Source organism: Streptomyces phaeofaciens, from assembly GCF_014648915.1.
GTDB lineage: Bacteria > Actinomycetota > Actinomycetes > Streptomycetales > Streptomycetaceae > Streptomyces > Streptomyces phaeofaciens.
This window is the reverse complement of sequence record NZ_BMSA01000005.1, coordinates 12,603-24,883: the sequence shown is the minus strand read 5'-3', so window position 1 is coordinate 24,883 and position 12,281 is coordinate 12,603. Positions and strand designations below refer to the sequence as shown.

Here is a 12,281-nt window from a genome sequence, read left to right as displayed (position 1 = left end):
GGCGGGCCGGTCAGTCGGTCGCCGGGCCCGGGAGGGGAGCGGGCTCGGCCGTGGCGTCCAGGCGGTGCTCGGCGAGCACACCGGTCCTGTGCCGCTGCACGAACCAGTAGTAGGCGAAACCGCCGCCCGCGATGATCGCGACGAAGAGCACGGCGCCCCACTTCAGGTACCAGTGGAAGGGCGCCGCCGCGTTGTAGACCGAGGCGCGCGGCCAGATCAGGTTGATCGTCATCGCGGCGCCCCACACCACCGCGAGGATGTTGACCGGCAGCCCCCAGCGGCCGAGCGAGAACCGTCCGTCCCCCGCGGGCTGCCACCGGCCGCGCAGCCTCGCCACCAGCATCGGAGCCGTCACGCCCAGATAGGCGAGGTAGATCATGATGATGCCAATGCTGGTGACGACCGTGAAGATCTGCGGCTGGCGGATGTTGACCACCAGGATCGCCAGAGCCAGCAGTCCGATGATCACGGTGGGCAGGATCGGCGTGTGGAAACGCGGACTGCACCGGGCCAGCCGGGAGGACGCGGGCAGGTTGTTGTCCCGGGCCATGGCGAACGCCAGCCGGACCGCCGCCGTGTGCACCGCCAGGGCACACACCGTGACCGCGATCAGGACGCACCACAGCATCGCCTTGCCGGCCGTCGGACCGAGCACGTCGAGGACGACGTACTGGAGTCCGTCCGTGGACAGCTTCTCGCCCTTCAGGCTGGAGACGCTCATCAGCGCCAGCAGCAGGACCAGCCCGCCCAGCACGAACGAGGCGACGATCGCCCGGATGATGGCGCGCGGTGCGTTGCGGGTCGGGTCCAGGGACTCCTCGCCGAGCGAGGCGGCCGTGTCGAAGCCGTACATGACGTACGCGGACGCCAGCGAGGCCACGAGGAACGCGCCCAGGTACCCGGCGCCGTAGCCGGCCCCGGTGCCGTTCGTCTCCATGACCACCTGCGGGCCGCGCGTGATGTGCACCGCGAACAGGACGATCAGGACGACGGTGGCGATCAGCTCGATGAACACGCCCGCCGTGTTGATCGTCGCCATCAGCTTGACGCCGAAGGCGTTCACCAGCGTGGTGAACAGGATCAGCACCGCGGCCAGGACGACCGCGTTGGTCGCCACGTCGTACCTGCCGGTGCCGTCCCCGACGAACTGGAACGCGTCGGATATCTGCGGCAGCGTCAGCTGGTAGGCCAGCGCCACGGCCGCGATCGACACGATCGAGGCGATCAGCATCATCCAGCCGGCCAGCCAGCCCAGGTGCGGGTTGCCTATCTTCTTCGACCAGTTGTAGACCGACCCCGCCACCGGATAGCGGGCCGCCAGCTCCGCGAAGCACAGGGCGACCGTGAACTGGCCGACGAACACCATCGGCCAGGACCACCAGTAGGCGGGGCCGCCGCTGCCGTAGCCGAAGTAGAAGAGCTGGAAGGTGCCGGTGAGGATCGAGATGTAGCTGATGCCCGCGGCGAAGGTGTGGAAGTTGCCGAGGGTGCGCTTGAGTTCGGGTCTGTAGCCGAACTCGGCGAGTTCGGTGTCGTCGTGGTGCGGGCCTGGCGGTTGCTCGGTCGTCGTCATCAGCGGACTCCTGGTGGGCGAGGGAGGGGAGCCGGTCGAGCTGCGGGTGCCTGGATCGGTGAGGGCGGTGGCAGGGGGAGGTCAGGTGCGGGCGGTGGCGAGGGAGTCGGGCGCACCGCCTGCGAGTCACCCCGCCGGAGAGGTCTCAGGACGGGGAGGGGGACCGGTCCTGGGCGAACCAGCCCTGCGGGGAGGGGTCGGTGTTGCGCCAGATGTGCTTCACCTCCTGGTACTCGGCGAGCCCGGAGGGCCCGAGTTCCCGGCCGAAGCCGGACTGCTTGAAGCCGCCCCACTCGGCCTGGGGGACATAGGGGTGGTAGTCGTTGATCCAGACCGTGCCGAGCCGCAGCCGGGCCGCGACCCGCGCCGCCTTCGCCTCGTCGGCCGTGAACACGGCGCCGGCGAGGCCGTAGACGGTTCCGTTGGCGAGCCGCACCGCCTCCGCCTCGTCGGTGAAGCGCTCCACGGTCAGCACCGGTCCGAAGGACTCCTCCTGGACCACCGACATCCCTGCCGCGCACTCGTCCAGCACGGTCGGCGGGTAGTAGAAGCCCTCGTCGAGGCCGGGCCCGGACGGCCGCTCGCCGCCGCACCGCAGCACGGCGCCCTCGGCCAGCCCCCGGGCGACGTACGCCTCGACCTTGCTCCGGTGCGCGGCCGAGATCAGCGGTCCGGTCTGGGCCCGCTCGTCGAACGGCCCGCCGAGCCGGATCTCCGCGGCGCGCCGGACGATCTCGTCGACGAGCCGGTCGTGCAGCGCGTCCTGGACCAGGAGCCGTGCCCCGGCCGAGCAGACCTGCCCGGAGTGCAGGAACACCGCGGTCAGCGCCATGTCGACGGCCGTGTCGAAGTCGGCGTCCGCGAAGACGATGTTGGGGTTCTTGCCGCCGAGTTCCAGGGCGACCTTCTTGACGGTCCCGGCGGCGGCCGCCATCAGGCCGCGGCCGGTCCGCAGGCCGCCGGTGAAGGAGACCAGGTCCACGTCGGGGTGGTCGCCGAGCGGGGCGCCCGCCTCGGGGCCCGCGCCGAGCACCAGGTTGCCGACGCCCGGCGGAAGTCCGGCCTCCGCGAGCAGCCGCGTCAGATGGATCGCGGTGTGCGGGGTCAGCTCGCTCGGCTTGAGGACGAAGGTGTTGCCGGCCGCGAGGGCCGGGGCGACCTTCCACGCGGTCTGGAGCAGCGGATAGTTCCAGGGCGTGATGAGCGCGCAGACGCCGACGGGCTCGTGCACCACCCGGCTGTCCACGTCCGCCCGCCCGGTGTCGACGACCCGGCCGGCCTCGTCCCCCACCAGTCGCCCGAAGTAGCGGAAGCAGTTGACGATGTCGTCGATGTCGTACGCGCTCTCCACCAGCCGCTTCCCGGTGTCCAGCGACTCGGCGCGGGCCAGCGCGGCCTTGTCTCGGGCCAGCAGGCCGGCGACCCGCAGCAGCAGGTCACCGCGCTCGGCGGGGGGTGTGCGCGGCCAGGGGCCGGAGTCGAAGGCGCGGCGGGCGGCGGCGATCGCCTCCACGGTGTCCTTGCCGCCGGCCTCGTCGACGACCCCGACCAGGGAGCCGTCGGCGGGGCAGCGGATCTCCCGGGTGCGCCCGTCGAGCGCACCCCGCCACTCGCCGTCGATGTACAGATCGGGCATGGCCGCCTCCGAGCCTGTCGACGAGCCACTCGTGGAAGATCCCGATGTGGTGCTCGTGAGGGACCAGCACACCACCTTGGCGGCAGGCCCGGGAGGACATCGCGGGTTGCGATTCGTTCACACGTGTGGACGCCCCGCACGATCACCGTGTGAAACGGCGGTCCGGCCGTGGCTGTCACGGAATCCGCACGTGACAGCCCGGCCGCGACCACGTGTCGGCCCGCCGCGGGGGAGGGGGCTCCCACCTCGGTGGTGGGAGCCGCCCCTCAGGAGTGGGACAGCTGCCCCGTGCCGCCCTGCCGGCGTATGCGCTCCTGGGCGCGCTCGGCGGTCCGTGCCTGGCGGCGCGCACGACGGCGCTCGCGTCGCAGCGACCGCGCGGTGCTGCTCGGGATGGAGACCACGCCGTTGCGCTGGTTCCACACCTGGCGGGTCACCCATACGTCCAGCACGCCCCAGGTGGCCATCACCGTGCTGAACACACTGCTGATCACCATCGGGAAGGCCAGCCAGGAGCCGGCCAGCGTGGACAGGAAGGCGACCATCGCCTGAATCAGCGTCACGGCGATGACGAGCACCGCCCGCACGGCCGACGTCCGCACCGGGTCCGGCATCCGGCGCCGGCGCGCGGGCTCCTCGACCCACAACGGCCGGTACGCCACGCGCTCCTGTCCGCTGCCGCGCTCGCCCTCGGTGCCGACGGCACCGGTCCGTACGACCGTCTCCTCCCGCGCCGCGGCGCCCTGCCGGACGCCCTCGTGCGTCGCCGCGAGGGGGTCCGCGCCCACCGTCGAGTCCTGGTCACCCGCTTCCTCTGTGTCCGTCACGATCCCGCGCCGGTCCGTCGCTCCGCTCCCGCTCACCGGAATGTCGCGATCCGGTTCCTCGGGGGTCCGCACCGCCGTACCGCGCGACGCGCCGTTCTCGGGCGCCCCGCGCCGCTCCGCCGTGCCCATCACCGTGTCACTCCCCACCGCCAGCAGACCGCTCGCCTCCGGATCGAAGACCCGGCTCCCCAGTGGCTGCCCGCCTTGCTCTGAATTACGCCGCCCGGGTGGGGACTGCCGCTTCCGTGGCTGATTCCGCCCCCAATTCCCAATGAGTAGGACGAAGAACGCGCCTCGAAGATTCCCGGACGGCGAAAAAATCTGGCCAACTCCGCCACGGAGCCGATCGGATCCGGACGGCGGGAGCAGCCCGGATTCGGGGATGCAATCTCCCGCAATGCCCGGACAACTCCCCATCTCTCGGCCCTGGTGCGGAAGTTCGTGTTCCGGACGGCTCTTCGAGTTCACTGTGCGTCGGTAGTAGGCTCGCGCAGGTTGTTGACGCACATGCGTACCCCCGTCCGGTGGGGGTCCGAGCTGGGGGAGGCCATGCGCTTTCGCGGGAAGTCGATCCGCCGGAAGATCGTGGCGCTGCTTCTCGTGCCGCTGGTGTCCCTGACCGCTCTCTGGGGTTTCGCCACGGTACTGACGGGCCGTGAGGCGAGCCGGCTGTTCACCGTCTCCTCGCTCATGGAGAAGGTCGGTTACCCCATCGAGGACACCGTCCGCGTCGTCCAGCAGGAACGCCGGCAGACCCTCGTCTACCTGGCCGACCCACGTGCCTCCGACGCGCTCTCCGCGCTGCGCCGCACCCGGACCGCGACGGACGAGGCACTCGCCGAACTCCGCGCCAACGCCCGGAACCCCGACGTACGCGACGTCCTGGACCAGGACGACGGCGAGGGCCTGACCGCCGTCCTCGACGCCTTCGACGGCGTGGACTCCCTGCGGCGCAGCGCCGAGGAGGGCACGGTCACCCGCGTCCAGGCCCTCGGCCTCTACAACCAGCTGATCGACCCGTGCTACGCGCTGTTCGCCAAGCTGGACGTGGTCGACAGCGTCGAGATGGACAAGCAGTACCGCGCCCTCGTCAGCATCGCCCGCGCGCGGGAGCTGCTCTCCCGGGAGGACGCGCTGCTGGGCTCCGCGCTGGTCGTGGGCCGGCTCGGCCGCGACGAGATCCGTGACGTCTCCGAGCTCATGGCCCAGCGCGACGTGGTCTACGACATCAGCCTCGCCCAGGTGCCCGCGGCGGAACGCGAGCGCTACGAGAGCTTCTGGAAGAACGCCACCACCGCGCCCCTGCGGACCGCCGAACTCGCCGTCGTCGCCACCACGCCCGGCGACATGCCCCGCGGCGTCACCGCCCGGAACTGGGACACCGCGGCCGCAAACGTCCTCGACGAACTGGGCACCCTGGACGAGCAGGCCAACGACCGCTACCAGGACCGCGTCCGGCCCGTGGCGACCGAGGTCATCGTCAAGGCCGTCGTCGCCGTCGTCTTCGGGCTGATCGCCCTGATCGTCTCCCTCGTCCTGTCGGTGCGCGTCGGCCGCGGCCTCATCCGCGATCTGCGCCAGCTGCGGGTGGAGGCCCACGAGGCCTCCGGCGTACGGCTGCCCAGTGTGATGCGCCGCCTCTCCGCCGGCGAACAGGTCGACGTGGAGACCGAGGTGCCGCAGCTGGAGTACGACAAGAACGAGATGGGCGAGGTCGGCCAGGCCCTCAACACCCTCCAGCGCGCCGCCGTCGAGGCCGCGGTCAAACAGGCCGAACTGCGGGCCGGTGTCTCCGAGGTCTTCGTCAACCTCGCCCGCCGCAGCCAGGTCCTGCTGCACAAGCAGCTCACCCTGCTCGACACCATGGAGCGGCGCACCGACGACACCGAGGAACTCGCCGACCTCTTCCGCCTCGACCACCTCACCACCCGCATGCGCCGGCACGCCGAGGGTCTGGTGATCCTCTCCGGCGCCGCGCCCTCCCGGCAGTGGCGCAAGCCCGTCCAGCTCATGGACATCGTGCGCGCCGCCGTCGCCGAGGTCGAGGACTACGAGCGCATCGAGGTGCGCCGGCTGCCCCGCCTCGCCGTCACCGGCCCGGCCGTCGCCGACCTCACCCACCTCGTGGCCGAACTCCTCGAGAACGCCACCGTGTTCTCCCCGCCGCACACCGCCGTCCACGTCCTGGGCGAGCGGGTCGCCAACGGATTCACCCTGGAGATCCACGACCGCGGTCTCGGCATGGCGCCCGAAGCGCTCCTGGAGGCCAACCTCCGGCTCGCCGAGACCCCGGAGTTCGAGCTGTCCGACACCGACCGCCTCGGTCTGTTCGTGGTCAGCCGGCTCGCCCAGCGCCAGAACGTCAGGGTCTCCCTCCAGCCCTCCCCGTACGGGGGGACGACCGCAGTCGTCTTCATCCCCGACACCCTGCTGACCGACGACGTCCCCGACACCAACGGCATCGGCTTCCGCCTCGACCGCCCGCGCGCCCCGAAGGAGGCCGAGCCCAAGGAGAGCCGCAGGCCGGCGCTCTCCTCCTCGGTCCAGCTCCCCGGCGTGCCCGCCTCGCTGCTGGACGGCCCGGTCGAGCTGGAGGCGCCCGTCGGCCTCGACGCCCTCGGCGACTTCCCGGCCGCCGCCCTCGACGAGGACGACGACGAGCACGGTGGCCTGTTCCACCCGCGCCGCTCCCTCACCCGCGCGGACGAGCCGGCCGTCGGCGCCGTCGACCAGCGCCGAAGGCTCGACCCCCGCGGCGAACCGGACCGGTCCGCCGACGACGTGGCCGCCCCCGTACCGCTCCCCGGCCGCCGCACCCCCAAGCTGGTCAGCTCGCACGGCCGCCCGGTCACCGAACAGCGCCCCCGGCGCACGGAGACGGGCGAGGACTCCGCTACGCGGCCCGGACCGCGCCGTGCGGAGACCGACGGCCCGGCGCCCCTGCCCACGCGCCGCCGCGGCGACTCGCCCCAGATCCCGCACAGCGGCGGCCCGGCCCAGCCGCCGGTACTGCCGTCGCGACCCGGACGCGGCACCGACGAGCCGTCCCGGCCGTCCGGGCCGCCCGCCCTCCCGCAGCGGACCCGGCAGGCCCCGGACGGCCCCGGCGGCCGGGAGGGTGCGCCGGCGGCCCCGGCCGCCTCCCGTGCGCCCGCGGCCGCGGACATCACGTCCGCCCGGCCCGGCGGCCCCGACGACAGCGCCTCTCACCGGACCACCGCGCCGCACGGCCAGGGCCCCGGCCCGGGATCCCTGCCCCGGCGCGTACGGCAGGCGAACCTGGCCCCGCAGCTGCGGCAAGGCCCGGCGCCCCGCACCGAGAACCACTCCGACCCCGCCGACCGGGACGCCGACGAGGTGCGCAGCCGTATGGCCTCGCTCCAGCGCGGCTGGCAGCGCGGCCGGGAGGAGAACGCCGCGGGCGACGACGCCCACAGCGGCACAGCACCACAACGAACGACAAAGGGGGACGGTCGATGACCGCACCAGAGGCGACCGGCCACACCACGACCGTCAACGGCGAGCTGAACTGGCTCCTCGACGAACTCGTCGACCGCGTGGCCAGCATCCGCAAAGCCGTCGTGCTCTCCGGCGACGGCCTGCCGACCGGCGTGTCCAAGGACCTGAGCAGGGAGGACAGCGAGCACCTGGCCGCCGTCGCCTCCGGGTTCCACAGCCTCGCCAAGGGCGTGGGCCGCCACTTCGAGGCGGGCAGCGTCCGTCAGACCGTCGTCGAACTCGACGAGGCCTTCCTGTTCGTCACGGCCGCCGGCGACGGCAGCTGTCTCGCCGTGCTCGCGGACGCCGACTCGGACGTGGGCCTCGTGGCGTACGAGATGACCCTGCTCGTCAAGCGCGTCGGCGTACATCTCGGCACCGCCCCGCGCACCGATCTGTCCGCGGGCGGGTAGTGGGATGGCATGACTACAGACGGTCAGGGAAGCAGCCACTGGTTCGACGACGACGCCGGACCGGTCGTCCGTCCGTACGCCATGACACGCGGCCGTACCACCAGTGCGGTCCAGCACCGCCTCGACCTGATCGCGGTGGTCGTCGTGGAGCCCCACGCGGACGATCCCGAAGCGGACCACTCGCTCTCACCGGAGCACGTGGACATCGTGGACCTGTGCCGGCGGGCGCCGCAGTCGGTCGCCGAACTCGCCGCCGAACTCGACCTGCCCATCGGAGTGGTACGGGTCCTTGTCGGAGACCTCGTGGACGCGGAATTCGTCCATGTGAACCGGCCCGTACCTCCTGCCGAACTGCCGGACGAGAGCATCCTGCGCGACGTGATCAGCGGCCTACGGGCGCTGTGAGCGGGGTGGAAACCGGGTGACGACGTGACGCTCATTCCGCCGCAGGACCGCCTGATCACCACCCGCGGCGTCGGCGACGCCCCGCGGATCGCGCACCGGAACGGCGTCGGGGGCGCCGGCCGGTGGCGCGGCGGGGACGGCGTGCTCCGCCGTATCCGCCCACCGGCACCGATGACGGTGTCCACACGGTCGCGGCACCGTAGAGTCCCGACAGCGACTGTGCGGACAGCGACTGTGTGGACACCGTCATCGGCCCCGGAGACGTCCGCGGCATCGAGACCCCCGGCGGCGGAGGCCACGGCCCGCCGCCACACACCCCCATCGAGCAGGAGAAGTGATCGATGATCTTCGGGCGATCTGAGCGCGGCAAGCCCCCGGTGGAGCCCGTCACGCTGAAGATCCTGGTGGCCGGCGGTTTCGGGGTGGGCAAGACCACCCTCGTCGGCGCGGTCAGCGAGATCCGGCCGCTGCGCACCGAGGAGTACCTCACCGAGGCGGGCCGCCCGGTCGACGACATCACCGGCGTCGAGGCGAAACACACCACCACCGTCGCCATGGACTTCGGGCGCATCACCCTGCGCGAGGACCTGGTCCTCTACCTGTTCGGCACCCCCGGCCAGGAGCGGTTCTGGTTCATGTGGGACGAACTCTCCGAGGGCGCTCTCGGGGCCGTCGTGCTCGCCGACACCCGTCGCCTGGAGGACTGCTTCGCCGCCATCGACTACTTCGAGCGCCGCTCCATCCCCTTCATCGTCGGCGTCAACTGCTTCGAGGGCTCGATCCGTTACCCGGAGGAGGACGTGCGCCGGGCCCTCGACCTCGACGACGACGTACCCGTGGTGCTGTGCGACGCCCGCGACAAGCTGTCGGTCCGGGACGTCCTGATCGGTGTCGTCCAGCACGCGATGGACTTCGGCTCCGAACGCCGGCAGACCGTCACCACCTGAGCTCCGCACGGCCCGTACCCTCGCCGACCGGGGTACGGGCCGCGGCCTTGTACGGCCGGAAGCGGAAAGAGGGTGCACACGCGTGTGCGTGCCCACCGCGAGGCACGCGCGCGTGGGCTACTGCTCGCCCTCCTCCAGCCAGCCGAAGCTCTTCTCCACGGCCTTGCGCCAGTTGCGGTACTCCCGGTCGCGTACCGAGGCCTCCATCGCCGGAGTCCACTCGACATCCCTCTGCCAGTGCGCCTTCAGCTCGTCGAGGTCGTTCCACACGCCGGTCGCCAGGCCCGCCGCGTACGCCGCGCCCAGGCAGGTCGTCTCGGAGACCCGCGGCCGGATCACCGGCACGCCGAGCACGTCCGCCTGGTGCTGCATCAGCAGATCGTTCTTCGTCATGCCACCGTCCACCTTCAGGGTCGTGATCTGCACCCCGGAGTCCTGGAACATGGCGTCCACCACCTCACGCGTCTGCCAGCTCGTCGCCTCGAGCACCGCGCGCGCGAGATGCGCCTTCGTCACGTAGCGGGTGAGCCCGGTGACGACACCGCGCGCGTCGGAGCGCCAGTACGGCGCGAACAGCCCGGAGAACGCCGGCACGATGTACGCGCCGCCGTTGTCGTCGACGCTCGCCGCCAGCGTCTCGATCTCGTCGGCGCTGCGGATGATGCCGAGCTGGTCCCGGAACCACTGCACGAGCGCGCCCGTGATCGCGATGGAGCCCTCCAGGCAGTACACCGGCGCCTCCCCGCCGATCTTGTACCCCATCGTCGTCAGCAGCCCGCTCTTGGAGGGCACCGGCCGGTTGCCGGTGTTGAGCAGCAGGAAGCTGCCCGTGCCGTAGGTGTTCTTGGCCGTTCCCACGTCGTAGCAGGCCTGGCCGAACACCGCCGCCTGCTGGTCGCCCAGCGCCGAGGCGACCGGTACGCCGGCCAGCTGGCCGACCGCCGTGCCGTACACCTCGGCGGAGGACCGGATCTCCGGCAGCACGGCCTCGGGCACGTTCATCGCGGCGAGGATGGAGGTGTCCCACTGGAGGGTCTCCAGGTTCATCAGCATGGTGCGCCCGGCGTTGGTCACGTCGGTCACGTGCCGGCCGCCGTCGACGCCTCCGGTGAGGTTCCAGATGAGCCACGAGTCGATGGTGCCGAAGGCGATCTCGCCGCGCTCGGCACGGCCTCGCAGGCCGGGCACGTTGTCGAGCAGCCAGGCCGCCTTGGGCCCCGAGAAGTAGCTGGCCAGGGGCAGCCCGGTCTGCTCGCGGAACCGGTCCTGGCCGTCGGAGCCGCCCAGCTCGTTGCAGAGCCCCGCGGTCCGCGTGTCCTGCCACACGATCGCGTTGTGCACCGGCTTGCCCGTGGCCCGGTCCCACAGCACGGTCGTCTCGCGCTGGTTGGTGATGCCCAGCGCGCTGATCTGGTCGGCGCGCAGCCCGGCCTTGGCGATCGCGCCCGCGACCACCGCCTGCACCTTGGACCAGATCTCGGTGGCGTCGTGCTCCACCCAGCCGGGCTTGGGGAAGATCTGGCGGTGCTCACGCTGGTCGACGGCGACGATCGCGCCGTCGTGGTCGAAGACGATGCAGCGGCTGGAGGTGGTGCCCTGGTCGATTGCGGCGACGTACTTCTCGGCGTTGTCCGTCATGGCTACCCCTTGGGCTGGGATCAGAAGGACGCGCGGTGAACGCGCGCATGGCTGTGTGGACCGGTTGCGGCGGTTGCGGCGGTTGCGGCGGTTGCAGTGGTTGCGGGGGTCGCGCCGGTGGGCGCCGGCGGGCCGGTTCGGCGGGGCCGGGCCGGTGCTCGACCGGTGACCGACCGATGCCCGGACGACCGCTCAGAAGGCCACGTTGTAGATCAGACCCGCGAGCGCTCCGCCGACCAGCGGGCCGACGACCGGGATCCAGGCGTAACCCCAGTCCGACGTGCCCTTGTTCGGGATCGGCAGCACGGCGTGCACCAGGCGCGGGCCGAGGTCACGGGCCGGGTTGATGGCATAGCCGGTGGGCCCGCCGAGCGAGAGCCCGATGCCCACGACCAGCAGGGACACGATCAGCACCAGCGTGCCGGACTCGCCGAGCCCCTCGGTCAGTCCGAAGGCGAGGATCGGCAGGACGAGCGCGATCGTCGCGATGATCTCCGTGATCAGGTTGGCGACCGGATTCCGGATCTCCGGGATGGTGGAGAAGATGCCCAGGGTTGGCGTCGGCTCCTCGTCAGTGCCCTCGGCGCCCGACTGCCGTACGTTCGCCTGGAACTGCGCGAGATACACGAGATAGGCGAGCACCGCGCCCAGCATCGCCCCGACCAACTGGCCCAGGATGTAGATCCAGACCTTCCCCCACTTGCCCGTGTCGACGGCGATCCCCAGGGTGACGGCCGGGTTGAGCTGCCCGCCGGACAGCGGCGCGGCGGTGTACGCCCCCGCCAGCACGCCGAACCCCCAGCCGAAGGCGATCACGATCCAGCCCGAGGCCCGCGCCTTGGAGTATCTGAGGGTGACGGCGGCGCAGACGCCCGCGCCGAACAGGATCAGGATCGCCGTACCGATGACCTCGCCGACGAATATGTCTCCGTTGCTCATGGCTGCTCCTAGGCCCGGCCGGGGCGATCGGCCCCGGTGCACGGTGCAGGGTGCGGTTCGCGTGGCTGCTTCGGCCATGGCAGGGAGGTCCCGCGCCCCGCCCGGCGTCCGTGACGAGCGTGCCGTCGTAGCCGAATCGCCGGTGAGAGAGCGGGCCTCGGTCGGGGGAGCCCGCGCCGCGCGTGCCTGGATACGCCGAATATGTACGGCGATGTCGGCTGACACCGGGAAGTGTTCACCGGCGCCCAGGGAGCGTCAAGGAGCCCGACGGCAACGGTTGGGAGCCGGGGGCACGGAGGGAGACGGTTCCGCGGGCAGCGGATCAAGTGGACACGCTCCGGCGAGAGCTGGGCTGGGCGGTTCCTTCATGCGGGGCTCGGTTGCCGGCTTGCGCCGGGCTGGGCG

Annotated in this window: 9 protein-coding genes and 1 pseudogene; 5 read left to right on the top strand and 5 right to left on the bottom strand. The window is 71.8% G+C overall.

Annotated features, from left to right (window positions below; all coding sequences use genetic code 11):
• Window positions 1–10 precede the first annotated feature (10 nt).
• The 3 genes from IE275_RS11600 to IE275_RS11590 all read right to left on the bottom strand — a co-directional run bounded on the left by IE275_RS11600 (window position 11) and on the right by IE275_RS11590 (window position 4,165).
• Window positions 11–1,573, bottom strand: coding sequence for an APC family permease (locus IE275_RS11600; RefSeq protein WP_189710566.1), 1,563 nt, complete (start codon window positions 1,571–1,573; stop codon window positions 11–13).
• A gap of 145 nt (window positions 1,574–1,718) precedes the next feature.
• Window positions 1,719–3,209, bottom strand: a complete 1,491-nt coding sequence (locus IE275_RS11595; protein WP_189710564.1) for an aldehyde dehydrogenase family protein — start codon at window positions 3,207–3,209, stop codon at window positions 1,719–1,721.
• 266 nt (window positions 3,210–3,475) lie between these two features.
• Complete coding sequence (locus tag IE275_RS11590; RefSeq protein ID WP_189710562.1) at window positions 3,476–4,165, bottom strand: hypothetical protein; 690 nt, start codon at window positions 4,163–4,165, stop codon at window positions 3,476–3,478.
• Window positions 4,166–4,585: 420 nt separating this feature from the next.
• Between IE275_RS11590 and IE275_RS11585 the strand changes: the two genes are divergently transcribed.
• The 5 genes and pseudogenes from IE275_RS11585 to IE275_RS11565 all read left to right on the top strand — a co-directional run bounded on the left by IE275_RS11585 (window position 4,586) and on the right by IE275_RS11565 (window position 9,299).
• The gene (locus IE275_RS11585) at window positions 4,586–7,516 is read left to right on the top strand and encodes a nitrate- and nitrite sensing domain-containing protein (RefSeq protein WP_189711108.1); all 2,931 of its coding nucleotides are present in this window, start codon (window positions 4,586–4,588) and stop codon (window positions 7,514–7,516) included.
• Entirely contained in the window at window positions 7,513–7,947 is a 435-nt protein-coding gene (locus IE275_RS11580) for a roadblock/LC7 domain-containing protein (RefSeq protein WP_189710560.1), read from the top strand. Before IE275_RS11585 ends, IE275_RS11580 begins: the two co-directional genes overlap by 4 nt.
• A 9-nt stretch (window positions 7,948–7,956) precedes the next feature.
• Window positions 7,957–8,352, top strand: a complete 396-nt coding sequence (locus tag IE275_RS11575; RefSeq protein WP_189710558.1) for a DUF742 domain-containing protein — start codon at window positions 7,957–7,959, stop codon at window positions 8,350–8,352.
• 90 nt (window positions 8,353–8,442) lie between these two features.
• A pseudogene (locus IE275_RS11570) lies at window positions 8,443–8,713 on the top strand (hydantoinase B/oxoprolinase family protein); the annotation flags it as partial.
• Window positions 8,694–9,299 carry a GTP-binding protein gene (locus IE275_RS11565; protein ID WP_189710556.1) on the top strand — a complete coding sequence of 202 codons (606 nt, stop codon included), beginning with the start codon at window positions 8,694–8,696 and terminating at the stop codon, window positions 9,297–9,299. The pseudogene IE275_RS11570 and the gene IE275_RS11565, both read left to right, overlap by 20 nt.
• Window positions 9,300–9,416: 117 nt before the next feature.
• Here the strand turns inward: IE275_RS11565 and glpK are convergent, their stop codons facing one another.
• Complete coding sequence (gene glpK, locus IE275_RS11560; protein ID WP_189710554.1) at window positions 9,417–10,937, bottom strand: glycerol kinase GlpK; 1,521 nt, start codon at window positions 10,935–10,937, stop codon at window positions 9,417–9,419.
• Window positions 10,938–11,129: 192 nt separating this feature from the next.
• Window positions 11,130–11,876, bottom strand: a complete 747-nt coding sequence (locus tag IE275_RS11555; protein WP_189710552.1) for an MIP/aquaporin family protein — start codon at window positions 11,874–11,876, stop codon at window positions 11,130–11,132.
• Between the last annotated feature and the right edge of the window lie 405 nt (window positions 11,877–12,281).